At 43.5% G+C, this 25,012-nt stretch carries 21 protein-coding genes and 2 pseudogenes; 17 read left to right on the top strand and 6 right to left on the bottom strand.

Annotated features, from left to right (window positions below):
- Positions 1-449: 449 nt before the first annotated feature.
- The 3 genes from NSS66_RS06600 to NSS66_RS06590 are packed head-to-tail and all read left to right on the top strand — an operon-like array spanning position 450 to position 2,435.
- The gene (locus NSS66_RS06600; protein ID WP_338532453.1) at positions 450-617 is read left to right on the top strand and encodes a hypothetical protein; all 168 of its coding nucleotides are present in this window, start codon (positions 450-452) and stop codon (positions 615-617) included.
- Between the two features lie 48 nt (positions 618-665).
- On the top strand, positions 666-1,472 hold the full coding sequence (locus tag NSS66_RS06595; protein ID WP_340958620.1) for an HAD-IIB family hydrolase: 807 nt from the start codon (positions 666-668) through the stop codon (positions 1,470-1,472).
- A 60-nt stretch (positions 1,473-1,532) separates the two neighbouring features.
- On the top strand, positions 1,533-2,435 hold the full coding sequence (locus tag NSS66_RS06590; protein WP_023988912.1) for an ROK family protein: 903 nt from the start codon (positions 1,533-1,535) through the stop codon (positions 2,433-2,435).
- 359 nt (positions 2,436-2,794) lie between these two features.
- On the opposite strand, the gene NSS66_RS06585 is transcribed toward NSS66_RS06590, so the two are convergent.
- Positions 2,795-4,756 carry an endonuclease MutS2 gene (locus NSS66_RS06585; protein ID WP_340958619.1) on the bottom strand — a complete coding sequence of 654 codons (1,962 nt, stop codon included), beginning with the start codon at positions 4,754-4,756 and terminating at the stop codon, positions 2,795-2,797.
- A 694-nt stretch (positions 4,757-5,450) separates the two neighbouring features.
- Positions 5,451-6,635, bottom strand: a pseudogene (locus NSS66_RS06580) (IS1380 family transposase); the annotation flags it as partial.
- 105 nt (positions 6,636-6,740) lie between these two features.
- Between NSS66_RS06580 and NSS66_RS26820 the strand changes: the two are divergent.
- The 10 genes and pseudogenes from NSS66_RS26820 to NSS66_RS06535 all read left to right on the top strand — a co-directional run bounded on the left by NSS66_RS26820 (position 6,741) and on the right by NSS66_RS06535 (position 14,189).
- Positions 6,741-6,926 carry a competence protein CoiA family protein gene (locus NSS66_RS26820; RefSeq protein ID WP_444850690.1) on the top strand — a complete coding sequence of 62 codons (186 nt, stop codon included), beginning with the start codon at positions 6,741-6,743 and terminating at the stop codon, positions 6,924-6,926.
- Positions 6,927-7,277: 351 nt separating this feature from the next.
- Positions 7,278-7,547: a hypothetical protein gene (locus NSS66_RS06575; RefSeq protein ID WP_340958618.1), complete on the top strand. Its 270-nt coding sequence runs from the start codon at positions 7,278-7,280 to the stop codon at positions 7,545-7,547.
- A gap of 182 nt (positions 7,548-7,729) precedes the next feature.
- Complete coding sequence (locus tag NSS66_RS06570; protein ID WP_340958617.1) at positions 7,730-7,900, top strand: hypothetical protein; 171 nt, start codon at positions 7,730-7,732, stop codon at positions 7,898-7,900.
- Between the two features lie 368 nt (positions 7,901-8,268).
- The gene (locus NSS66_RS06565; RefSeq protein ID WP_013310135.1) at positions 8,269-8,964 is read left to right on the top strand and encodes a response regulator transcription factor; all 696 of its coding nucleotides are present in this window, start codon (positions 8,269-8,271) and stop codon (positions 8,962-8,964) included.
- A gap of 1 nt (position 8,965) precedes the next feature.
- On the top strand, positions 8,966-10,021 hold the full coding sequence (locus NSS66_RS06560; protein ID WP_338532448.1) for a HAMP domain-containing sensor histidine kinase: 1,056 nt from the start codon (positions 8,966-8,968) through the stop codon (positions 10,019-10,021).
- Between the two features lie 221 nt (positions 10,022-10,242).
- Positions 10,243-11,424 (top strand): alpha/beta hydrolase family protein, encoded by a 1,182-nt coding sequence (locus NSS66_RS06555; RefSeq protein WP_023988906.1) that lies wholly within the window; start codon positions 10,243-10,245, stop codon positions 11,422-11,424.
- A 90-nt stretch (positions 11,425-11,514) separates the two neighbouring features.
- Positions 11,515-12,465, top strand: a complete 951-nt coding sequence (locus NSS66_RS06550) for an ABC transporter ATP-binding protein (protein ID WP_340958616.1) — start codon at positions 11,515-11,517, stop codon at positions 12,463-12,465.
- 13 nt (positions 12,466-12,478) lie between these two features.
- The gene (locus NSS66_RS06545) at positions 12,479-13,195 is read left to right on the top strand and encodes an ABC transporter permease (protein ID WP_053325559.1); all 717 of its coding nucleotides are present in this window, start codon (positions 12,479-12,481) and stop codon (positions 13,193-13,195) included.
- Positions 13,196-13,575: 380 nt separating this feature from the next.
- Positions 13,576-13,823 (top strand): annotated as a pseudogene (locus tag NSS66_RS06540) (YdeI/OmpD-associated family protein); the annotation flags it as partial.
- Between the two features lie 72 nt (positions 13,824-13,895).
- Complete coding sequence (locus tag NSS66_RS06535; protein ID WP_226887809.1) at positions 13,896-14,189, top strand: ROK family protein; 294 nt, start codon at positions 13,896-13,898, stop codon at positions 14,187-14,189.
- Between the two features lie 159 nt (positions 14,190-14,348).
- Here the strand turns inward: NSS66_RS06535 and NSS66_RS06530 are convergent, their stop codons facing one another.
- The 4 genes from NSS66_RS06530 to NSS66_RS06515 all read right to left on the bottom strand — a co-directional run bounded on the left by NSS66_RS06530 (position 14,349) and on the right by NSS66_RS06515 (position 19,940).
- On the bottom strand, positions 14,349-15,737 hold the full coding sequence (locus NSS66_RS06530) for a sigma-54 interaction domain-containing protein (protein ID WP_340958615.1): 1,389 nt from the start codon (positions 15,735-15,737) through the stop codon (positions 14,349-14,351).
- A gap of 190 nt (positions 15,738-15,927) precedes the next feature.
- Positions 15,928-16,887, bottom strand: coding sequence for a DUF561 domain-containing protein (locus NSS66_RS06525; RefSeq protein WP_023988901.1), 960 nt, complete (start codon positions 16,885-16,887; stop codon positions 15,928-15,930).
- An 83-nt stretch (positions 16,888-16,970) separates the two neighbouring features.
- Positions 16,971-18,215 (bottom strand): L-lactate MFS transporter, encoded by a 1,245-nt coding sequence (locus NSS66_RS06520; RefSeq protein WP_340958614.1) that lies wholly within the window; start codon positions 18,213-18,215, stop codon positions 16,971-16,973.
- 117 nt (positions 18,216-18,332) lie between these two features.
- Positions 18,333-19,940, bottom strand: a complete 1,608-nt coding sequence (locus tag NSS66_RS06515; protein ID WP_340958613.1) for an acyl CoA:acetate/3-ketoacid CoA transferase — start codon at positions 19,938-19,940, stop codon at positions 18,333-18,335.
- 833 nt (positions 19,941-20,773) lie between these two features.
- Here NSS66_RS06515 and NSS66_RS06510 point away from each other — a divergent pair.
- The 4 genes from NSS66_RS06510 to NSS66_RS06495 all read left to right on the top strand — a co-directional run bounded on the left by NSS66_RS06510 (position 20,774) and on the right by NSS66_RS06495 (position 24,799).
- Positions 20,774-21,070 (top strand): PTS sugar transporter subunit IIB, encoded by a 297-nt coding sequence (locus tag NSS66_RS06510; protein ID WP_023988898.1) that lies wholly within the window; start codon positions 20,774-20,776, stop codon positions 21,068-21,070.
- Positions 21,071-21,552: 482 nt separating this feature from the next.
- Complete coding sequence (locus NSS66_RS06505; RefSeq protein ID WP_226887810.1) at positions 21,553-21,927, top strand: hypothetical protein; 375 nt, start codon at positions 21,553-21,555, stop codon at positions 21,925-21,927.
- Between the two features lie 833 nt (positions 21,928-22,760).
- Entirely contained in the window at positions 22,761-23,435 is a 675-nt protein-coding gene (locus NSS66_RS06500) for a response regulator transcription factor (RefSeq protein WP_023988895.1), read from the top strand.
- Positions 23,432-24,799, top strand: a complete 1,368-nt coding sequence (locus NSS66_RS06495) for a sensor histidine kinase (protein WP_023988894.1) — start codon at positions 23,432-23,434, stop codon at positions 24,797-24,799. The genes NSS66_RS06500 and NSS66_RS06495 overlap by 4 nt, the downstream gene beginning before the upstream one ends.
- The last annotated feature ends 213 nt before the right edge of the window (positions 24,800-25,012 follow it).

Here is a 25,012-nt window from a genome sequence, read left to right as displayed (position 1 = left end):
ACAAGTGAATCGTACATTGAAAAAGAGAACTTTGAACGGTTAATCCAAGATTATATCTTAAATCATAAACATCCATGACAAAAATGTGCTTTTCTATAATTTATCACTTGACCTGAAACGCGTTTCATCAGCTAAAGTAAACGTGTAACCTAAAAGAGAAAGAGAGGGCACTCTATGATCTCACTGATTTTACTTTGCTCAGTTATATGGGTTGGTACTTATTGGTGCTTAGCATTATCCGGGCAGCCTAAGGAAGTAAAACCTTACCGCTCCATCGATGATTTTTTTGAATAACTTTGTATGTCCACTTAATAAAGAGGCTTTTTTTACTCGCTTTATTAATGTGTTTAATTAAATGGTTTAATAAGTGTACAGGATTTGCAATGCACCTATTAAATGGATCAAGTTCTGGAACTAAGTTGGATTTACGGAAATAAGGAGGTGTGACTGTGTGGGCGATAGAAGGTATTTCATGTATCATAATTTTAATCATTATGTATTTCATGATCAGTAGTTTGGTACATTCTCCTCATGTTCAAAAGCTTGCAGCACGAATGTTTGAAGATTTTAATAGAGATTTTGATGTTGATCCATGGAAAGAAAATGAAAACCCATAAATTAAACTTGACTAATAAAGATCTTTATATTTTAAGGGGGATTTATATATGTTTAAACTGGTAGTAAGTGATCTGGATGGTACTTTTCTGAATAATAGTAGCACTTTCGATGTCGAATTATTTAATCAGGTGTATGGAGAAATGCAAGAAAATAATATTTCCTTTGTAGCCTGTACAGGCAAGCAGTGTGAAAGAGTAGAAGAATTATTTGGCGAGCACGGAAAAGGGATCTGGATCTTAGGGGACAGTGCTACGCGGATTAAAAAGGATGGAGTCGTCGTCAAAGAGTTTACGATTGAACGCAATTTAGCTTTACAAGCGATAAGAGATATCGAAAGTTTTTCCAATGATTTCATTATCATAGCATGTACAACGGAAGCAGCATTTGTTCATTCTTATATTCAAGACGAATACTATAAAATTGTGAAAGGCTCGTATAAAGAAGTGATTAAAATTGATTCATTTGATCAAATCAACAGTAGCTTTCTTAAAATAACTGTATATGATCCAACTGGAAGAAGTTCCTTATTAAGAAAACATGTTGAAAAGACTCTAATGGATCAAATTTATATCGTTGATTCTGAAGCAAATTGGCTGGATATTACAGCCCTTCATACCAATAAAGGGGAGACGGTAAGAAAACTCCAAGAGATATTGGGGGTTACTGAGGATGAGACCCTGTCTTTTGGAGATGGTGAAAATGATGTGGAACTTATGAGTATAGCAAAATATAGTTTTGCTATGAAAAACGCATGTGATAATACTAAAAATGCAGCCAGTTTTATCACTAAATCCAACGAAGAAAACGGTGTCTTATTAACGATAAAAAAAATGATGGATTTACAAAAGCAATAATATTAATTATCGTTATGGAGAGAAGACCCCAAATTGCCTCATGAAAGGACTATACGTAGCATGAAAAATAAAATACTGGTTTTTGATATTGGTGGCTCTTTTATTAAATTTAGTTTGTATTTTCAAGGTGAATTTATGTGCAAGGGGAAAGTTAAAACTCCATTGGACTCACTTGAGAATCTGCTTGTAGCTTTGAAGCAAATTCATAATCAGTTTATGGATGAATGTGAAGGTATAGCCGTCAGCATGCCAGGTATTGTGAATTCGGAAAGCGGTCACATGGTGCATGGCGGTTCATTAAGATATATAAATGATATAAATATGCTTGACGTTTTTAAGAAAGCGTTTCACAAACCTGTAGCGATTGAAAATGATGGAAAGTGTGCTGCTCTTGGAGAAGCATGGCGTGGTTCATTACAAGGGATTACCGATGGTGTCGTTCTGGTCGTTGGAACAGGGATGGGCGGTGGAATCATCTCTCAAGGGAAATTGTTGAAGGGCCATCATTTATCAGCTGGGGAGTTCTCCTTCATTAGAACGAACAACGAAAATGCAGACAATGATGATTATCTGCTTGGTATGCAAGGGAGTAGTTTTGTTTTAACTAAAACCGTTGCGAAAGCCAAAGACCTTCCTGCAGATTCTATGACAGGTGAAAAGATATTCAAGTTCATTGAAGAAGGTGATGGCACGGTCCAAACGATTTTTCGAGAATACTGTAGGAACATCGCAACACAAATCATTAATTTGCAATCCATACTTGATCCTGAAAAGTTTGTAATTGGGGGAGGCATATCTGAAAATCCTTTACTGGTTATTACCATTAGGGAAGAGCTAGAAAAGCTTTATAAGGATTCTTTCTATAATTTTGTGCGTGCAGATATTGAACAAAGTAGATTAGGCAATGAAGCGAATTTGCAAGGTGCTATATATAACTACAAACAATCCTATCATCTTGAATGATAACAAAAGTTATATTTCGATGAGCGCGGGATTGAGTATTACAAACAAATAAAATAACAATAAAAGAGCGTGCCTTAACTTTGGACACGCCTTTTTTGCATTACAGACGTTTGATATAGGAGCTTTATATAATGAAGCTGGATTGAAGGTTAGAAGCCGAGTTTTACATGAACTTGGATGTCTGATTTATCTTGTCCTATCTAGTAAGGAATCATTAAGTTTACATAATATATATTATGTTTTTTTGTGTGGTAAAATCTGCAAGTGGATCACTCTTATCAAGTGTCCGCTTGCAGATTCAAGTTTCACTGACAATATAAAAGTAACTTATTTTTTATATTGAGGATATACGCATGTGTCTATATTTCATTTTCCGGGGGAGATTCAATCATCACTCCTTCGACATGCTTGCGTCCCAGCAGTTTTCGTTTTTTGCGGTTTTCCTTGGTTTCTAAAACAATATCCAGATCATAGTCGTCAGGATACAATTCAGTAGCAGCGATGTGAAGGGCGAGCCTCTTTTTGTTTATGGTTAGCTTCTGTCCTTGGATTAAAATCCCGACATTCCCCCGTTCATCCTCGGTTTTGTATACAATTCCAGTTCGATCCAGGTAGCCTACGTAAACACTATCACCAAGGGCAAATGGCTTGGTTTTGAGAGGAATTTCTTGTTTCCCCCGTTTTGTGACTGTACCGTCTAAAGCTGCTTTTTTAGGGAGAGGCTTATTTGCATCATCAGACTTTTCATCATCTACAGAAGGGGGAATAACAAACGATTCCTGTGTTTTCCGAGACACTCTGCCTGCAGAAATGGCCTCAGAACGCTCGATAATACGTGTCCACATGCCCAGCTTCAAGGCAATCGCATATGCATAGCTTTCTCCGGCCTCTCCAATGTGAAGTCGGTACAATGGTTGCAGCGTTTCGGTATCAAACTCCATACGAGCATTCTGAAATCCCGGTGTGTTTTCAGCAAAATGCTTGATTTCGCTAAAGTGGGTTGTAGCCACTACTGTCGCCCGGCGACGGTGGAATTCTTCTAGCAACGCGATAGAGAGCCCTACCCCTTCTCCCGGATCGGTACCAGATGCCATCTCGTCAATCAGGATCAGAGTAGAGTTGCCCGTCGTTTCTAAAATGCTAATCATGTTGCGGATGTGTGCAGAAAAGGTGCTCAAAGCATGTTCAATGCTTTGTCCATCCCCGATGTCAACCACAATTTCCTCGAATACAGCCATTCGGCTGCCATGCAAAACAGGTACCAGTAGCCCAGATTGCACCATTAATGTTAATAGACCGACGCTTTTGAGGGCCATCGTTTTTCCGCCTGTGTTCGGTCCGGTGATGATGAGTGAGGAATATCCTTCACCAATTGAGAAATCAAGCGGCACCATGGTATTGGACATCAACGGGTGACGTGCACCTCGGATGTCTATAATCCCGTCAAGGTTAAGTTCGACAGGGACAGCATCCAGAGTCATGGCGTATTTGGCTTTTGCCAATAAAAAATCCAGTACACCTACCGTCTCTGTATTGATGCTTAGTTCCCGATTGTATAACTCAGCCATTGCCGTCAGGTCTCCCAGTACTTTCATTTCTTCTTTTGATTCTTCTGCCATGTTCGCGCTCTGATCGAATTGCAGATTCGTGATCTCGGCAGGTTCAACGTAAACCGTTTGACCACTTCCCGATTCATCCAGTACATTGCCTTTCACTTGTTTACGGAATTCTTTTTTGATTGGAAGCACGTAACGGCCATTGCGCTGACTAATCATATTTTCCTGCATAATGGATCGGTGACGGCTGGTGAGAGAGTCAAGTTTTCTCTTGATACGTTCTTCAGTAACCGCAATTTTTTTGCGAATTTTAGCTAGTTCTTTACTGGCGATATCCGTCACACGTCCCGAATGAATACATCTTTCGATTTCGGATAGAAGTGGCTCCATGCTATACATGGAAGATGCATAAGCGCTGACGGTTGGAGCAGCGTCCGCCTTGGAATGCATATATTTTATTAGTTGAATGCAGCTTCTAATGAATTGAGCCATATGAGAAAAATCGAGCTCGCTGAACATATACCCGGTTCCGAGCAGATGAAGAATGTGCTCCATTCCTTCCAACGAAGGAACAGGGACGCTTGCTCCATGGCGAATGATCTGTAAGGCTTCGTTCGTTTCGTCAAGACGAATCTTAATTGTACGGATATCAGCAATTGGCCGCATAGAAGCAGCGTGACGCTTACCCAGGTAAGAAAAAGCACATTCGGAAACTCTTGTTTTAATTTGATCATATTCCAAACGCAGCATTGTAGTTTCGTTCATGAATAAATCGCTCCTTTAGTTGTGTAGTGTCAGGATTTTGGAAACCTTGCTGTTAAAATAAAAAAGGGCGGAGAATGAACAAAACGTTCATTCTCCGCCCTTAAAGAAAGAGGGAATTTATCATCAAATAAGCCTGTTATGCAGCTTTTGTAGTTCCGAGTTCCGTGTTTCCAATTTATTCACGCAACAGCTCTTTTCTAAGCTATTTGGATCGAATGGAAGACGTTTAAAGGGAAGTTACAAAATCTGAAAACAAAAAAACCGCGCTGAACACAGCACGGAATAGGGCCTGGATGAAGATAATCCCGAAGGCGATTTATGATATCCGCATGTTCTTAACTAATATCAGGGTAACAACAAAGCAACAAACAAACCTGTCCCCGAAGGGTACAAGCGCCTGATGATACTCCCTGAATATGCAATTGCTTAGTTAAGAACGTTCACCGACATCAAAATCTCTCCCTTAATTGAAGATATAACCATACTATACGATTGGACAGGCGTTGAAGTCAAGGTCGACTTCTTTAATTCGATACAATGGTGATCATAAAAATAACATAATATATATTATCCTGAATTTCGAAAGCCCGTAAGATCAAAGAAGCCAGAGACTCACCGCTCAAAAAACCTGTAAGAATCAGGGTGTATTAACAGGGGGAATATTCCAAAACGGCTTACCAGCACGTAGATTCCGGAAGAATTCCAGACGAAACCTTGCAAACGTGTAGCCCCTATGAACCGGTTCGCAGCAATCTTGTTTGAATCGCTCGTACAGGTTATAGGCCAGTAATTTGACGAGCAGGTCAATTTCATTGGCTTCAAAAGAGCCCGTGGCGATTTTATCGATGGCAAATCCGCACTTGGCTTCCTGGATGTAGTTTTCCATACAACACCGCTGGTTGTAAAAGCGCCACAAATCGATGGATTCCCACTCCAGGCTCGTGACGATCGCTTCATACTCCCAATCGGTATCCAGCAGGAGACAAGCTTGGTCGTCCTGAACGACTTTCGCCTTGCGGATGACGGCGACCCGCCGCGGTTTCTTCCAAGACGTGGCTTGGTACCAAAGGGCGATGCCTTCAATGATCCAGTCTTCGTCCACGTAACGTTTCCAATACCGACAAGCGGCCACTTCAGCCGCCAAACGTTTGGTCCATTTCATTTTGCCCACATAGCCGATCTGCCGTCCTTTCCAGAGCGAATAGAAGTCTTCGCCGCCAAAGCCCTTGTCAAACCGGGCGTATTGGACCGGGTGCTGACCTAAGAGGTCAAAGGTCTCTTTCAGAAAAGGGGCGGCCTCGGTGGACGAGTGAACGTTTCCTGCCCGTAGCACGGCATTCAGGCAAAGGCGGGACTGTCCTTCAAAAGCGAGCAAGGGATGATAGCTTTTGCGCCCCGGCTTATGGGCATTCACGCCTTTCGCCGCTTGGGCCTGATTGCCGTAGACCGTCTCCACGGTCGAATCCAAATCGAGAATGAGCTTGGAGGGCAGACAAGGCCGGATCACTTCGAGGTTCACTTGCCGGAGTTCCATTCGTACATTAGGATTCGTTTTTCCCAGCCGATCCAGTTCCTTGTACAGAAGCGAGTGGTGTGGACAGCGTCCACCGAGAAACCGCTGAAGGAGGGAGTCCTTTTGCCATCGGCGAAAGTGAAACAGACGCTCACAGCCCAGTATCCAGCCGACGATGAGGTATAGCAGAATGCGGTGCACTGGGAACAGTGCATTGTGAGCTTTGCCTCCGGATAAGGTTTGGAGCACCTGGCTCAGTTTAATTTTTTCGAGATAATCGAGGAAGATCTTGCTTCCTCCGATGTTTGTGGACTGGTTTAGGGGAAATTAGGTCTTGATTTTATGGATGGGTGTGGTAGACTTCACCTAAAAGGTGCTCCTCTCTTTGGGTGATTTTGTTCTCGACAAACACCATTCTACCAAAGATTTGAGCCCTTTTTTTATTTTTTATAGAAGGTTACTTTCAGGATAATGTACAATTGGTTAAAAGGTAAATTTCCTAATGCAATTGTGGAATTTGAAGTGTATATCCCCACTACAAGGCAAATAGCAGATATTTATGTTGAGCATCAAGATGGAGAGTATGAGGGAATGAAATGGGCTTTTGAATTTCAGCATAGCCCCTCTTACCATTGCCCAATGGGAAGAACGTCATAATTTATTTGAGTCCGTTAGTATTCAAGATTTCTGGATCTTTGATAAGTCCAAATTCATAAAATTTTCTTCGGCTAGAGACTATACAGATGCTAGAAAAAGAGTGGATTTCGATGAATACATTTATAAAAAAACAGGTTTGGTATATTTCTCGATGTCGAAGAAGCCAACTTAACCATTGAGTTCAATTACTCTTTAACATCAAGAACGACCAATGTAAACGGCCACGATAGAAAACAATATTTTACTTATCATAATCCTGAAGATATTTCGGTTCCAATATCTAATGTGAGAGTAAGAAAATGCAAAACATACGATTATTGTGTTTTGGTTTCGGATAGTTTAGAACCATTCATGGAAGATCGATTGAGATATATCCTGAATCTTCTTTTACAAAAAAGTTTACAAGAGCGGGAAGAACTTTTTCTAAAAAAACTGCAAGAAATGGTTAGCTTTGCTAGCGCTATCTATGGAGAAAAGTTTATGAATCGCTTAAAGGTAATTATTGGGGATAGTGATAGGGAATTTTCTTATTATCAAACTTCAGTAGGTTCATTTGATGACGGATCTTATGATAAAGAGAGAACTTCAATAAATTTAAAGATAGCGAAGATATTTCATTAAGAGCATTAACAAAGCTTATTTCCCCTAGTGATTTTGTGCTGATTGGTGCTTTAAAGAGACAGGGGGACATGACTCTACGAGAGTATGTAACAAGTAAACACAAAAATGAGATCTCGTTAGTGGAGTATGTGTATACAGAGCACAGAGACACTCTGGATAGATTAACAAGGAGAAATAAAATCTTGGTAAATAAAATGCTGGAAGAGGTTAGTATCAAGCTTTGTGTTCATGGTGGTGCACGTACTTCTACGGACTATGCAATTCAATATTTATACCTTGATTCTATTTACGAAGTGGAGAATTGCATCAACAAGATTAAGGAATTATTATTTATATCAGATCCGTTTGAGTAATTCTGATCATCAATTGTTTAAAAATAGCCTACAATAGCCGGTACCAAAGAATCCTGAATCATGAAATTCATGAACACCGCATAAGAAGAAAGATTTTGCGCTGGTTGTTGATATTATTTATCCGAAAGGAATAAATGTTCGTATATTTATCTGTTCTAAATTGACACTGACGCCCATAACTCGACCGCTATTGAAGGGCATACCAGCTTGTTAAATCCAGAATTCCCCAAGGCGTTGCTCAAGCTCTTATTCCAGCGTATCCGGAACTGGAGAGGCGCTTTGAGCGCGACTTTTTTTGTCAATTCGAGTCCATGCGGTTCTTGTGTTATATAAATGCAGTCCATTTAAAGAGGTTGGGAGGTATAAAGATGCCGAAAACGATATTAGTTGTAGACGACGATGAAGAAATCGTAAAACTCATCACAAAGAGTTTAAGGTACGAGCAATTTGCAATAATTTCGGCATGTTCCGGGAAAGAAGCCTTATCTGCATTGGAAGAAAATCACATTGATTTCATCGTTCTTGATATAGTGATGCCTGATATGGATGGACTTGATGTCTGCAGAAGTATCCGAAATTCTTATAATGTCCCAATTCTGTTTTTAAGTGCGCGTGATAAGGACATTGATAAAATCGTCGGGCTCGAAATAGGAGCAGACGATTACATGACCAAACCTTTCAGTATTCAGGAGCTTGTCTCCAGGATAAAGGCTCACTTCAGAAAAGTGGACAGGCTTTTTAAAGAGTGGGATGAACTTAGTCCCAGTAACGAAAAGGCGGATGCTCCGCTCATTTTGAACGATAAGACGTTTGAAGCATTTCTGAATAGCAGGAAGCTCGACTTATCAACGAAGGAATTTCAGATTCTGTCTATCCTCATGCGCCACCCGAATCATGTATTGACTCGTGAGCAGATATATGAAAACGTCTGGGGAGACGAATACGGAGAAATAAATACCGTAACGGTTCATATAAAAAATATCCGTAAGAAACTTGGTTCTGAATATGACTTTATTAAAACAATATGGGGCATAGGATATAAATACACGGAAAGAGAGCAATAGTATGAAACTGAAAATAAAGCTTCCTCTTTTGTTCCTGCTGATGTTTATAATATTCATGTTTTCGATTGGAATGTATCTGAAGCTTGTCTTTGCAATATATTCCCCTATACGCAGTTCATTGCTGGACTCGCGATATATAGCATTGCTCCTGCCCATATTTGCAATTGCCTGTTTCATATTTATTATTCTGATTATCTATATTCATTTTTGCATAGAGAAACCCATTCAGCTTCTGAATACCAGGCTTGAGGAAGTAAATATTGTACATCCACTGCCTCCGCTAGCTCTGAGAAGTAATGATGAGATCGGAGAACTTTATAAGCACTTCAATAAGATGGAGCATCGGCTTCAACTCGCGCACAAAGAGCAGATCGATATGATCGCGGCAATTGCCCACGACTTGAAAACACCCTTGACATCTATTAATGGTTTTACTGAACTGCTGGCTACACACAAGGATTTACCAGAAACTGAAAAGCAGGAATATTATGATTTGATTCAAAAGAAGTCAGGATATATGGTCGAACTCATCAATGATTTCTCCAGCTTCACCAAAGAAAAACTGGAGTTGGAATCTATGGTAGCTAAACCTGTAAAAGCATCAAAATTATTTGAAAACATTGCCCTTGAATATGAGTATGAGTTGGCGGGACTTGACAACGAGCTTACTTGCCGCCATTCATTCACGGAAAATATATTGCTGATGGTCAATGAACCGATGATCCGTCGGGTTTTCGGTAACCTCTTTAGCAATGCTGTAAGATATGGAGGGAAAAATAAACTGAAAGTGTATATGACCGGATACCCGCTAGGACAGTATGCCTTTTTTCAAATCGAGGATAATGGAATTGGAGTGCCAGATAAGGATATATCTTCTCTGTTCCTCAAATTTTTCACTGTGGATAAATCGCGGCAAATCCAAAAGGGCGGGCTGGGTCTGGGTCTTGCAAGCTGTAAATCCATTATTGAACATCATAGGGGCGAAATTTGCGCCTACCCTTCCGAATATGGCGGTTTGGGGATAAGATTCAGCCTTCCCTTGGCCGCACAACACTGATTTTATTTTTGCACATTTTCTTTTACTACAGGAGTTAAAGGCTGCTGCCAGGTGTGAACACCCAGGCAGCAGCCTTTTTTGTTTTTTCAGCGGTTTATAGTTTTTTATATTCTCTTTATAAACATTTATTTTTCTTTTAAAGAAGCTTTATCTTTGTGTTGTAAAAATTACTTGTAGTAAAAAAACTACAATCACTAGAACTGGAAAAGGAGGATGTTGCAATGTCAATTGAGTTCAGCCGTTGGCCCAATAACTACATGATGTCATACCAAGTCACCAAAGCTTTAGGTATGGCAAGCCTCGGTGCTACGGACGTCACCGAGATCTACGAGGCCTGCAAAAAAATCGACCCCGATGACAAGGACACGTGGCACAGGGAATGGCTCATAACGGCTCAGGCATTGGAAAGACACGGCAAGGAGGCCGAAACGGCTGGAAACTGGTATACAGCACGAAACTGCTACATTCGTGCCTGCAATTACTACAGAATTGCGGAATATGTGGTGATGGATGATGACACCGAGAAAATCCGTATATTTAAGAAAGTAAATGAACTCTTCGAAGCTGCCGGAAAGTACTTCGATGTCCAACCGGAGAAGATCCAAGTCGATTACGAAGATGTCAAGTTGGATGGTTACTTCTTCTCCCCTTCCTGGATAAAAGGTCCGAAGCCGACCCTTTTTGCTCTCAACGGTGGCGACGAGTGGTCAATTGAAAACTATTTCTGGCTAGGTCCCGCTTTTATTTCGTGTGGATATAACTTTCTGGTCTATGACCAGCCTGGCACCGGCCTCTCGCTGTACGAAAAGGGAAAAGGAAGACGAGCGGACAGTGAGGCTTTCCATTCCCGAGCAATCGACTTTCTTCTAACGCGGCCGGAAGTCGATCCCGATAAGATTATCGTGCACGGGGAGAGTTTTGCGGCTTACGACTCGCTGCGATTCGCTTCGTTCGATCACAGGATTGCTGCCGTCATCTCCGACGGCGGTACGCACGCCTTCGACTGGGATGCCATGCTTAAATGGATGCCGCCGAGTCTGGCCGCACACGGCATGAGAATTCTGGGGGCAAAAAGCTTGGAGGATTTTGCGGGGAATCCGCGTTTTGCCTATGATCTTGAGGGCGTGCTCCACCAGATAGAATGTCCGCTTCTTGTAATGCACGGAGCAGAAGAGATATTGGTTCAGCCAAATCCGCTGACACAAGCCTTGAAGAATTACGAGCAAGCGGGTTCGAAAAACAAGACGTTCTACCCGATAGAGGATAGACGACTTGGCGGATTAGAACACTGTCAGGTAGACAACATCAACGTGCTGCATGAGGTAGTGCTGAATTGGCTCTGCTCAATTGGGCTTGGGCCAGCCTCGCCTCGCTTAAGCGATTGCCAGGACATCATAAAGTAGATTTATTGAAAAATTTCTGATTGAGCTTGTTCAGGAGTGTCGTACTTAGAATCCTGAATAAGCTCTCTCTTTATGGAGGAGTTGAAGGCTATGAGTATTTTATCAAAGGAAAAAAATGGAGGAACGCCCGCCATACAAATTGAGGGAGTGCACAAAAAATTTGACGACTATATCGCATTGAACAATCTTTCGCTGGAGGTGAGCCGAGGAGAGATATTTGGATTTTTGGGACTGAATGGCGCTGGAAAGACAACGACCATAAAGATGCTCTTGGCGATGCTCAAGCCAACCTCCGGCAAGCTCTATATGTTAGGTGAAAAGGTCGATGCCGGAAACTATAAATTATGGGACAAGGTTGGATATTTGGAGGAGGCTACTTTTTATCCCGATTTAACTGTAGTTGAAAATCTTGACATAGCACGACGCATGCAAGGGGTGCCTGACAAAGATCCCGTAAATCGGGTTATCTATAAGTTGGGGCTTGAGCCGCACAAACAGAAAAAGGCAAAGAATCTTTCTTTAGGAAACAAACAGCGCCTGGGACTTGCGAAAGCAATGATTCACAATCCGGAAATTCTAATATTGGATGAGCCGATAAATGGCCTCGATCCCGCAGGCGTGGCGGAGATACGGAATATGTTATATGGCCTAGCGAAAAATTTCGGCGTAACTGTTTTTATATCCAGCCATCTGTTAGAGGAGCTCTCGAAAGTTTCCACACGCATTGGGATTATTCACAATGGCCATCTTGTTAAAGAAGTCGCAATGGATAAGCTGGAGCAATCGTTACAGAAAAACTTAGTGGTGAATGGCCGCGACAAACATGCCTTAAAGGAGGTGCTTGAAGAGCATGGATATGAATTTGAGGAGACAATAGACGGCTATATTAAACTAACCGATGACCACGCAGCGGATAGTCCTGAACGACTGGCCGAACTGCTGGTTAAATCCAATCAACCGCCAACATTGCTTCGAGTGATTACGGAGGATTTGGAAGGATATTTTCTCCGCACAATTGGTATGACAAGGGGGAATATATAAGGGGGAATATATAATGAATATTTTTTCTGTCTTACATTGTGAGATTCGCAAGATTATCCGCGCCAATGTGTTTTGGTTGGTATTTCTTATTTTTGCATTTGGGCCAATCATGATGGGTGTCGGAATTATTTTATCCAGTGACGCCGGCGGCATCAATTGGAAAATGTATTTAACCGAATTGCTTGATAGTCTTGCCCCGCTGGGACTTATCGGGTACACCTTTATCGCGGCATGGGTATTTGGACGAGAGTTTTCGGATAAAACAATTAAAGATTTGCTTGCAAAGCCCGTTTCCAGATCGAAAATTGTACTGTCCAAATTTCTTGTAATTTTAGCATGGAGCCTATTACTTTCCATGTATATGTTTGCCATAGGTTTTGCCGTGGGGGGTATTCTAGGAGTTGTGGGCCGGTCAGCTTCTTTTATTTGGAATATCTTCTTTAAATTCATTATAACATCGCTATTGTTTATTATTGTTACCACACCAGGCACTCTTCTGGCCAATGTGAGCAAGGGATACTTGGCACCATTAGGACTCATCCTGATAATCGTCATTCTCTCAAATGTTTTGGCCTCTTTTGGATTCGCCCCCTATTTTCCGTGGACCATCCCGTCGGTATTTCAAAGCACCGGGTTTTTAAAGTTGAGTAGTATAATCATTCTTGCGTCTACGGGAATAGCCGGAATAGTCGGAACATTTGCCTGGTGGAGATTTGCCGAGCAGCAATAAACGCGCTACATGCACTGAGTTGTAGATATATCAATTATGAAAAGGAACAACAATCTCTCCGCTGCTCGCACGTTCATGCTTGACGATAAACTAAGCGCTGGATTGGAGAGTGTACCACCATATCTATCAAAGCGGCCGTAAACTTTATAAAACTGCCAGTGACAAAGGGCATAAATATAACGATCAGAGCAAGTTTTCGAGAATTATTGAATCCAACGGCTCGCATTATTTCATTTCATTAAATTAAATTATCCCGGTATTGTCAAATTGAATATGGAAGATCACCGTATAGAAATTATAGACGAGCGGATAGAACCCGTTCAAAAGATGATCTTTGACCCTGAGCGCGGCTATTTGTCCAACAGTGTTTAGGAGGAGGCGCTGTTTGGATGGAGGAAGCCGGTCTTGCAGTGGAACTGAAAAACATGCCGAGTATACGGTTCCCGAAGAACTGCGGCTTAAATTCGAGGAGCGACCGGTCCTAAAAACGGCGTTTGAAGCGTTGACGCTCGGACGCCAGAGAGCGTATCTGCTGTATTTTTCAGAACCGAAGCAGTTCAAAACGCGCGTTTCAAGGGTTGAAAAATACACACAGCCCATTCTGGAGGGCAAAGGGTTGAACGATTAGAACGGACAAATGGATCGGATAGTCTCAAGAAATACGAAAGGCGAGGAACATCTGCCGAAGAGCAGGTGTTTTTTGCTTAGAATTACAGAGGGAGCAGCAACGATTTTTCAAGAATACTATAGAAACATTGCAACTCAGATTATTAATTTACAAACAATTCTTGACCCTGAAAAGTTTGTAATTGGGGGAGGCATATCTGCGAATCCTTTACTCGTTGTTACCATTAAAGAAGAGCTAGAGAAGCTATATCTAGATTCGATCTTAAATTTTGTACGTGCAGATATTGAGCAAAGTAAATTAGGCAATGAAGCCAATTTGCTAGGCGCTATATATAACTACAAGCAAACACATGATCTTGAAGTATGACATTCATTTTATTTTGACGGGTGCATAATTGAGAAAAATAAACCGTTACAAAAAAGAGTGCCTTTAACCTGAGACACGCTTTTTTGTATGAAAGCCACTAGTATAGGTGACTTCTATGAAAATGGGAAGGATAGGCCCTGTGTGCTCTGTACTTCGTAGTTAAACCTTCAGCTTTGCAAGAATGTCCTCCATCTTCTTCAGCTTACGATAAACAGCGGAGCGATCAATTCCTAGCTGTCTGGCTGCTTCGGCACTATTGCCACCACAGACCTGCAGCATCTGCTGAATGTATCGTCCCTCGGTTAACGCCGTATATTCCTTCAGCCCGCTCAGTTGACTGCGATTGGCCTGAATGAAATGGTCCAATGTGAACCAGTCTGTAACTTGTTCGACCGGCTGCTGCTGGCGCAGCACGGTCTGATCAGTTACGATCAATCGTTCGATGTAATTACGAAGCTCACGCGCATTCCCATGCCATGGCTCGGCTAGCATTCTTTGAAATTCGTCCCCTGGCAATACATACTTTTTATCATATACCTTATTGAAATGAGCAATAAAGCTGGAAATCAGTCCGACGAGATCCAGTCTGCGACTACGTAGCGGCGGGATATGGATCGGAATGACATTGATTCGATAGTACAAGTCCTCGCGAAACAATCCTTTTTTCACCATACTCCATAGATCACGATTGGTAGCAAATATCATCCGGCATTGAATGAGAATGGCTTCGGTGCTCCCCACACGCCGGAATTCACCACGCTCAAGCACATCAAGCAGTTTGGCCTGTATTTCCAGTGGAAGCTCGGCGACCTCATCAAAGAACAAAACGCCTCCTCTGGCCACCTCAAACAAGCCTTGCTTCTCGTCCATTAAGCCGGGCATAGCCCCCTGAACATATCCGAACAGCTCATATTCGAATAATGCGGCTGGAATAGCGGCACTATTAATCGGAATGAAAGGTCCGTTCCACTTCGCGCTCTGGCGGTGAATGTATTTGGCAATTACTGATTTGCCTGTCCCTGATTCGCCCAAAATCAGTACTTTGCTATCGTAAGAAGCGATCTGGTCACACACCTGAATAATTTGCTTCATCGCCAGGCTCTCAGCAATGATCCCGTTATTCTTAAGTACAGAGGCTGAAGTGACTGAACGTTTGCTGTTCTCATACGCATGTGGCAGCGTAGGGGCAGCTATGATGGATAATCCACCTTTATAGTTGTTAGTACTGGTAACAACGAGCTGCACCTCATCTGTACTATCAAGTATTGGAAGAGCAGTGGACTTGAGCTTAAAGCCACGTACAGTGTTGATATACTGAGTTACCTTTTGTTTGGACTGTATTGCTTTCATTGTTATTGATTCCTTGTAGTAGCCGGCTTTCACCAGGTCCTGTACATTGTAGCGCAACAGCTCCTCCAACGGAATGCCGATAGTCAAGGCAGTGAATTCATTGGAGATTAAAATATTACCTTTGGAATCCGTGACAAACAGAGGGGCAGGGGACTGATCGCTCTCATCGGTGGAACGTTTATCTATACGTCGGGTCATGATCGATCAACTCACTTTTGGATTATCGAGGCTATGCTGAAGTGATTGTTTCATTTTTATTATATCTGCTTTACGCTACGAACAACAGAGGTTACCCAGATAAAAATTAGCACGCAAATCTAATCAAAAAACGGACCGTTTCCTATTAAATATGGATATGGTCCGTTTTTTTCTTTGTTTACAAGTTATATTATACTGATGCTATCTGCTCACCGGTAATCTGTGTCTGTCCAAGACGATTTAGCAGTGCCTGCGCTTCGCTGAACATTGTCGTAATCATCTGCTCAACTGTCGTAATCTCGTCGCACAGGCCGCATATTTGTCCTGCCATGACCGAACCGCGATCTGTATCACCTTCGAAGACGGCTTTGCGCAGGGAGCCAAGGCTGATCTTCTCCAATTCGTCACGGGAGGCATGCTCTTGCTCCAGCTTGAGGTATTCGGCGATCATGCTGTTCTTGATGCTGCGGACGGGTCCACCGATGCTGCGTCCAGTAACCGTAGTGCTGGTATCGTCGGCGTCAATGACGGCTTGCTTGAAATTGTCATGCGTCGGGCATTCGACGGTGGTGAGGAAGCGCGTTCCGACCTGAACTCCCTGTGCGCCGAGTGCAAAGGCTGCTGCAATTCCGCGTCCATCGGCAATGCCGCCTGCGGCAACGACAGGGATGGATACGTTGCTAACAACCTGTGGAACGAGTGCCATGGTGGTTGTTTCACCGACATGGCCGCCTGCTTCTGTACCTTCGGCCACGAGGGCATGTACGCCGATAGCCTCCATTTTTTTGGCAATCTTGACGGAAGGGATGACGGCGATCACCTTAATGCCATGCTCCTTGAAGATTGGCATATACGGAGCTGGTGTGCCCGCGCCCGTCGTAACAATGTTGACTTTTTCCTCGACGATAACCTCGATCAATTCGGGAATATTATGCATCATCAGCATCAGATTTACGGCAAACGGCTTGTTGGTGGCTGCGCGAACCTTGCGAATTTCTTCACGAAGTACCTCAGCCGACATGCCGCCAGAGCCAATAATGCCCAGCCCGCCAGCATTGGATACAGCACTTACGAGTGGTTCACGGGCAATTTGGGCCATAGCACCTTGGAAAATAGGGTACTGGATACCGAGCAGTTCTGTAATATTCATGGTTAATTCCTCCAATATAAATTTATAGGTTGTACTATACTTAATACTAAAAATAGTGATTTGCTAATATAGCAACGGATTGATCAAACGGTTTCAACAGCAGCTGGTGCAGGGTTCTTACCATTTTCCAAGGCCTTATACAGGAATGTCACCGCGAACCCGACCAAGGCAATAACGAGCGCAATGTAAAAGGCGTTGGTGAATATGCCGTTATTGGCGGCAGCTACCGAGTTCGCAATTCGCGGTCCAAAGAATGCGGCACCGGAATAGCCTATAAAGGTTATTCCGTAGTTGACACCATAGTATTTCATGCCAAATTTCTGTCCGACGATTGAAGGGAAGACGCCCATCGTACCACCAAAGCACAGGCCGATGCCAATAATGGCAATAGCAAATCCAACTATGGAGCCGGATAATGCAAGTGTCAGCATCATGGTGGCAATGACCAGATAGATCATCATCAGACAACGCAGATGGCCAATCTTGTCTGATATGGCTCCCCAGAAAATGCGTCCCAGACAGTTGCTAAGCGAATAAAGACTCACGAACAAGGCTGCTATACTGGCCGATAGACCGAACATCGTCTGGCCAATGACGGAAGCATTGGATGTAACCATCATGCCAGATAAAGCGCCGATCAGGAACAGGCAAGCAATGACGTAGAACAGGGGTTGCTTGATCATCTGCCGCCAGTTCAAGTTCACGGCAACCGGACGTAAACCTGACGTCTGCGGTGGTGTCCAACCAGCAGGGATATATCCTGCCGGACAAGCTTGAGTAAATAGCCCACCTGCCAAAATGACGATCAGAAAGGAGGTGCCAAGGATCATCATAGTGGTCTGAACTCCTGAGTGGGTAATCATCGCGTTTGCAAGTGGGGCAATGATTACTGTTCCACCGCCATAACCTGCGGTCACGATTCCAGCCGCGAGTCCGCGTTTGTCTGGGAAGAACTTGATGGTGTTACCGATTGTTGCCGCATAGACGACACCTTGTCCAAGACCAGAAATGATGCCATACGTCAGATATAGCATCCAAGGTGCAGTCGCAAGGCCAGTCAAGATGAAGCCAAGTCCAAACATGGTACCGCCAATGAAGATGGCAATTCTGGCACCTCCCCGGTCTACGAGCTTTCCGCCAAGAATCGCCGGAATCGGTGCAATTGCGCCGTTAATCGTAAAGGCCATCATAATTTCAGGCATGCTCACTGCAAGCATTTTACTCAGTGGCAGTGCAAAAATGCTGAAGGCGTAAATAGAGCCGACGCAAATATTGATCAGGGTCGCGGCGATTAGAATGCGCCAGCGATTCAGTTGTACATTTTCCATTTCGTGTTGGTCCTTTCTGATGCAGGATCAGTGCGCGTGGGATGAAGCATTACTCCGCAATTCCATAATTCGTGTCTGGTAGTCCGTTTGACAGCTACCGGTATCTCCTGAGCTGTACTATACAGTAGTCAAAGCGTCATCCTCATGCTTCGCTTGCTCGCTACCCTTGATCGTAATCACGTCATGCAGCTTACCCCAATGTTCACAGAACATGCCGGCGTCCATTTCCTTCAGTTCTGGTGAGATGACAGGCATGAAGTCCATCTGATCGAGAATCTGGGTCTGCAAATCAATGCCAGGCGCGATCTCTGTCAGTGTCATTTTTCCATCTTGCAGCTGGAATACCGCACGTTCCGTCACATAGACAACCCGCTGCTTGACCTTGGTCGCATAAGAGCCACTGAAGGTAATTTGCTGGACCTCCTTCAGGAATTTCTTAGTTTTACCCTCCTGTACAATCCGAAGCTTGCCGTCCTCAACAGCAATTTGCAGGCCTCCTGCTGTGAAAGTTCCGGCAAAGACGAGCTTTTTGGCTGATTGGGAAATGTTGATAAAGCCGCCACAGCCCGTAACACGGGTACCGAACTTGCTGACATTCACATTCCCGGATTCGTCGGTCTGAGCCAGCCCTAGCACGGATAGATCAATACCACCACCGTCGTAAAAGTCGAACTGGGACACATGATCTACGATGGCCTCAGAGTTGTACGCATGCCCAAAATCCTTGATGCCTGCTGGTACGCCGCCGACTGAGCCTGCTTCGGTTGTCAGAATCAATTGGTCGCTGACGCCTTCCTCTGCCGCAACCGTAGCCACACATACCGGAATACCCACGCCAAGATTCAGAACGGTATTTGGTACTAGCTCAGCTGCGGAACGACGGGAGATAATTTTACGCTCGTCGAGCGGAATCACTTCCATGGCGTCCATCGGTACCTTCACATGTCCTGCGAAGGCAGGGCTGTATTGTGTGTTTTCAGTCTGGAAATGATTTTTCGGTTCGGAGATAATTAGATGATCGATCAGAATGCCTGGCACTCTAACATCCTTCGGATGTAGGGTCCCGTTCTTGGCCACAGTCTCTACCTGAGCAATTACGATACCGCCAGAATTGCGCACTGCCTGAGCAATCTGTAGAACCTCCATATGCAGGCCTTCCTTTTCCAGCGTCAAATTCCCGTTCTCGTCAGCTATGGTACCGCGGATCAATGCGACCTGAATCGGGAAGCTCTTATAGAGCAGCCATTCTTCGCCTTCCAGTTCAATCAGCTTGACGATCTCCTCCGTTGTGCAGGCTGACATTTTGCCGCCTTCCACACGAGGGTCGACGAAGGTCTCCATGCCTATCTTGGTAATGACACCTGGGCGCTTGGCAGCAATTTCACGGAACAGCTGTGTGATTACGCCTTGCGGCAAATTGTAGGCTTCACATTTATTGTCTTCAATTAATTTAGCCATAGCAGGCGAAGCAAGGGCGATCCCGCCGATCCAGCGTTTGATCAGACCTTCATGGCCTAGATGGCTCATTCCCTTGGTCCGGCGGTCGCCAACCGCACTGGCATGAACAACTGTTAGGTTGCGAGGATGACCAGATTCCAAGAATCGTTCTTCGATGGCGATACCCATCTCCTCGGCCCAACAGGAGAGCCCAAAGCCGCTTGCGGCAATGGTGACTCCATCCGGGATAAGTGCTGCTGCTTCACTCGCTGAAATGATTTTGGACATAGAGTGCTCACTCCTTCAATAAAATGGATTGAAATCATATGGATATAAGTACATAGATTAGAAGTTCACATTACGTGCGGGCAAGCTGCCGAGTGTCATGTGCAAGCTAATTGCCGTCATCACGGAATAAGTAGAAAAATAGAAAAGCGGATATTCTGTTTATTGTGTGAAAACATTCACTTTCACTCCGGAATGAATTGTGAATATTTTCACTTGAATCATAATGCGTGTTCTTTTTCTCGTCAACGGGGGGCCAACGACTCGGGATAGAGGTGAGAAAGTGTAGCAAAATTGCGAATATGATGAGGGGTGAAAGGTTAGAAAAGCATGCAAATAAGGAAGAAAAATTGTTTATGGCAAGGGGCCTGAGCATAATAGAGCCTTGGAACACGGGATATAAAAGGAACGATGCCTTGTTTCAATAAGAAGAATCAAGGGGAGCCGAGGGAAAGTCTGGGGAAGTTATTATGCGTTGGCAAAAATGCAACACTTTCTTGATCTTGTGAGAATGGACGATGGGCAGAGGAGCCATTAAACCTTGAGTGTACTGGGGATATTCAGCAAGTAAGCACTATGTAAGTCCAATACATAACAATTCATATACCCAGGGCGAAGGGAGAATTCTGCATGAACAGTTTAAGGAGTTCAAAAATAATGAAAAAAATTTATGTTGTCTGTCGAGGTAGATTTTTTCGCAATTTTGCTACGATAGACTTTTTCGGAAATGGAAATACTTGACTGTAGAAACTTGGTATTACTTAGCTATCACAGTCCGTCCCGAGCTAAGAGCTACGTTTCGAGCCCTGTCCTCGAAGGAAGCAAACGCCTGATAAATGAAAAAGATATTGCTGGCTTGCGCAGGAGGATTTTCTACAAGTATGCTGGTGGAGAGAATGAAAGAGGCGGCTCGTGCACAAAATGTGGAAATTGTAATCGAAGCTTGTAGTGAGAGTAGCATAAGAGAGCATATGCCGGTCAATATTGTTATGCTGGGCCCCCAAATGGGACACGCGGAAGATGACGTGAAGAAAGAAGTGGGCAACGAGATTCCAGTCACTGTAATCAATATGATGAATTATGGAATGATGAATGGAGCGAATGTGCTGAAAACAGCGCTGGATATGATTTAAATCGCCAACTTTATAAAGCGTTATCATTCCTCACATTTAAACCTTTAAGACTACTTATAAGCAGTCTTAAAGGTTTTTTATTTCTGTATCCATAAGTTATGTTCAAGCATCCATATTTTGAAAATTCGATAAATTAAACAACAGAGATTAGATATTGATATGTTAAAACTACAGAATAGAAAATTAATCTCGCAATAAATATTATGTTAACTTAGTAGCGAATGGATGTTATTATCTTTTGGATGAGAATGATAATCATTATAATTGTAATCATGAATGGAACTCGTATGCACTACGAATCCAGATAAGGGAGGAAGCGATAACAAGATGAAGATACATAATTCTCCGTCTACATTTAATGATTACTATAACCATATAACCATATAGCCGATTCAAACCTTATAAACGATGAAAATGATCTCACTCAATCGGCATTGAAACATGAACATATTTATCATATACCCGAATAGTGGGGAAGCGGTGTGCATCGTACACATTTTTTACGTAAAGGCTTCGAGCTTTCGCACAGTAAAATGCTATTTCATGATCCAGTCCAGATTACAAGAAGGTTCGTTACGCCTTATTTAGAACTAGCGCTGAACATCGACTATTCAGCCGCCTGGTCCGTGGATGAATTTCGTTCAGAGCGTGAGCATGGAAGGCATGTACAGCTCATTTACATGAATGATGTGAAGATCCATGCGGCGATGCCAGCAAGCAAGGCGATGAATCACATGGAGCTGCGTTTTAACCCTTTGCTATGGAGAGAATTGCTACAAGAACTGGATATTCGTCTGGAGCAATCTTTTGCTTGTATGGAGACGCTAATTACTCCTGACATGCGAGCTATTGCTTAGGAATTGTCATCTCATCCTTATCAGGGCATAACCCGACAGCTTTTTTTGGAGAGTAAGGCACTGGAGCTTATAGCTTTTTTGTACAAGAGATGTGCACCTCTTCCCCTAGACCGACGATGTTGATTAAGCCCAATGATGTACAGTCATTCACGAGGCGCGAGATATTTTACTGCGTACACTGGTTCAACCTCCGAGCCTGATTCGGCTGGCACAGATGGTACATATAAATGAACAAAAGCTTAAAAATGGCTTTAAAGAGCTATTCGGCACGACGGTATTTGGCTTTGTGCGCCAGCAGAGACTGGAAAAAGCCAAGTAACTTTTGGAACAGGAGCAGATTTCCGTCAGTGAGGCGTTAGCGATAGTCGGTTATAGCAACTTTAGTCATTTTGCCGCACTACTCAGTAAAACATTTGGTTATCTCTCGTTGCCAACGTAAAAACACCTTCAAGGTTATCTCCATATCTTACGACATGGTTCGATTCTCTTGAAGGTGTTTTGATTTGTCTCACGTTATGGGGTCAGTCTCATCCCCATTAATGCTAGTAGGGTGTTTTTAAATTAACAGGAGTGTCCTTATGACAAATGGTGAGCATTCCTGGTTTCAAGAAGCAAAAAAAGTATAACCGAGGCAGGGATTTAAGACGTCCCGCATTGCCCGCCCTTTGGGTATTGGTAAATCAGGACAACAGGGCCATGATGAGGGCTCTGAGACCTGCGGAAACCGGGAGGAATAACACTGTAAAATTATAGGAAGAATAGGAGCGATTCAATTTTATTTATAGTATAATGGTTACTTCAATATGGGATGAAAACAGGGAAAGAGGAAACGAATGCCTACTATACTGGTTGCTGACGACGATGCGAACATTCGCGAACTCGTCTGTTTATTTCTACGCAACGACGGATTCGCAACAGCCGAAGCCGCAGACGGCAAGGAAGCACTGACCGTCTACGCTACAACGCATGTCGATCTTGTCGTGCTCGATATTATGATGCCGATAATGGATGGTTGGACGTTATGCAAGGAGCTCAGAAGAGCCAATCCTGATCTTCCCTTACTTATGCTGACTGCGAGAGGCGAAACATGGGAGAAAGTGAAAGGTTTCGAACTTGGAACAGATGATTATTTGACGAAACCGTTTGATCCACTGGAATTGACAGTTCGGGTCAGAGCACTGCTGAAACGCTATCGGATTGGCACCACGCAGATGATCCAGTTCGGCAACGTCATCCTTGATCGGCAGACCTATAAGGTGATGAGAGGGACGGAGTCGCTCACGTTGCCGCTCAAGGAGTTCGAATTGCTGTATAAGCTCGCTGGAACACCTGGACAAGTGTATACGCGCGAGCAGTTGATCGATCAAATTTGGGGGATCGATTATACTGGAGATGATCGAACGATAGACGTACATATTAAACGCCTGCGCGAACGGTTCGCTACAACACCCGATTTTCGTATCGAGACGGTGCGTGGACTTGGCTACCGGCTTGAGGTTTACGAATGATCAGATCCTTATATACACGTGTTGTCCTGACATTTCTGGTCTCCGTCCTCGCGGGCACGATCATTGCTTTTTTTGTAACATTTTGGGTGTTTGAAGAGAAATTGAACGAAAATTTGCAAACCACCTTATTTAACTTTGGTCAGGACATTGTCCGGGTTTACGAAACCATTCCGTTACGTGAAGCGGACTTATTCGTAAGTGGAATGAAACAACTCGATTCCTATTATATTCGAATTTTTGATGAAACGGGGCAGTTCCAGTCTTACGGAACGCTTAACGGACAAAAACCTGTTACTGTGACGATGGATCAAGTAAGGAAAGTATTGGGTGGAGAAGTTGTTCAAGTTAATCCGAGTAGTGTTTCAATGAACCTCTTGGGACTGAGGTTGAAAACGGAAATGGGAATGAAAGCGATGTTTGTGGAGCCGCTTATGTATCCTTCCGTCTCTTTTGCCCAAAAATGGTTATTTACTTTTTTGACCTATTCGTTGGTAACAGGAAGTCTATTGATTTTGGTTGCCTCTATATTCCTAGTCAGACCGATCAAAAAACTGACAAAAGCGACCAGACGTATAGCAGTTGGAGATTTCAACGTCAAGCTGAATATTAAGCAAAAGGGTGAGCTAGGTACTTTGGCTCGCAGCTTTGAAGAAATGATGCATGATCTACAGCAACTTGAGCAGATGCGTAGGGAGTTCGTCACGAATGTGTCGCATGAAGTTCAGTCGCCGCTCACCTCGATATCCGGTTATGCTATAGCACTCAAGCAAGTAGATATAGCAGATAACGAGCGAAGTCGTTATCTCGATATCATCATCGCGGAAGCAGATCGGATGTCCAAGATGAGCGATAGCCTGCTAAAGCTGAGTTTGCTTGAATCGCAGTCACAGCAGATGCGGCTGGTCACGTTCAGCCTTGATGAACAGATCAGACGAGTCATCGTCGCGATCCAGCCGCAATGGTCGGCTCGCAACATCCGTTTCGAGCTCAATTTGAAGACCGTTCGCCTATTGGCGGATCAAGATCAATTAAACCAGGTATGGACGAACATACTCGGTAATAGCATCAAATTTTCCAAGAATGGCAGCGTTATTAACGTCAGCATCAAGCAAGATATCAAAAGCGTAACAGTCCGAATATCCGATACGGGCATTGGTATTTCCCTTGAGGACCAGAAGCGTATATTCGAGCGATTTTTTAAAGCTGATCGTTCCCACAGTCGTAAATATGGCGGTAGCGGTATGGGACTCGCCATCGTTAAACAGATCGTATCGCTTCATCAAGGCGACATTCGAGTGGAAAGTGAACCCGGCCAAGGAACGACCGTCATTGTCACCTTGCCAATCACAACGCCACCAGATTAGTTAGATTCATAGGGTATCATTCGGATTATCTAAACCGCATTTTCCATGATACAGCATAATGTGCAGTTTCCTTGGACAACGTAGCATTTTTTTGCTTGTTCATACTCCGTTCATATTGTCGTCATAGGGAGTACATCTTCTTTCGTTAAGCTTTCATTAGCGGCTCGTTAAGGTAGCCCAACAAACAGAATGGGACAGGAGAAGTTGAGCGTG

The organism is Paenibacillus sp. FSL R10-2748 (genome assembly GCF_038005565.1).
Lineage (GTDB): Bacteria > Bacillota > Bacilli > Paenibacillales > Paenibacillaceae > Paenibacillus > Paenibacillus polymyxa_B.
The sequence above is the reverse complement of the archived record's forward strand: the minus strand, read 5'-3'. Positions and strand labels throughout refer to the sequence as shown.